General features: G+C 65.9%; 1 protein-coding gene. It reads left to right on the top strand.

The genetic code is table 11. The annotated features are described in order from the left end of the window. Positions 1-769: 3-hydroxybutyrate dehydrogenase (locus CFB89_RS33810; protein WP_144030208.1), on the top strand; the 769-nt coding region annotated here is incomplete at both ends.

Genomic DNA, 769 nt, shown 5'->3' on the forward strand with positions numbered 1-769 from the left:
GGCAAGACCGCAGTCGTCACGGGCGCCGCGAGCGGCATCGGCAAGGAAATCGCGCTGGAGCTGGCCAAGGCCGGCGCGGCCGTCGCGATCGCCGACCTGAACCAGGACGGCGCGAACGCGGTCGCCGACGAGATCGTCAAGGCGGGCGGCAAGGCGATCGGCGTCGCGATGGACGTGACCAATGAAGACGCCGTGAACAGCGGCATCGACAAGGTGGCCGAGGCGTTCGGCTCGGTCGACATCCTCGTGTCGAACGCCGGCATCCAGATCGTCAATCCGATCGAGAACTACTCGTTCGCCGACTGGAAGAAGATGCAGGCGATCCACGTCGACGGCGCGTTCCTGACGACGAAGGCCGCGCTCAAGCACATGTACAAGGACGATCGCGGCGGCGTCGTGATCTACATGGGCTCGGTGCACTCGCACGAGGCGTCGCCGCTGAAGTCGGCCTACGTGACGGCCAAGCACGGGCTGCTGGGTCTCGCGCGCGTGCTGGCGAAAGAAGGCGCGAAGCACAACGTGCGCTCGCACGTGGTGTGTCCGGGCTTCGTGCGCACGCCGCTGGTCGACAAGCAGATTCCGGAGCAGGCGAAGGAGCTCGGCATCAGCGAAGAGGACGTGATCAAGAAGGTGATGCTGGGCAACACGGTCGACGGCGTGTTCACGACGGTGCAGGACGTCGCACAGACGGTGCTGTTCCTGTCGGCGTTCCCAAGCGCCGCGCTCACCGGCCAGTCGTTCGTCGTCAGCCACGGCTGGTTCATGCAGT

It is taken from the genome of Burkholderia sp. AU16741, assembly GCF_002223345.1.
In the GTDB taxonomy this organism is placed as follows: domain Bacteria; phylum Pseudomonadota; class Gammaproteobacteria; order Burkholderiales; family Burkholderiaceae; genus Burkholderia; species Burkholderia sola.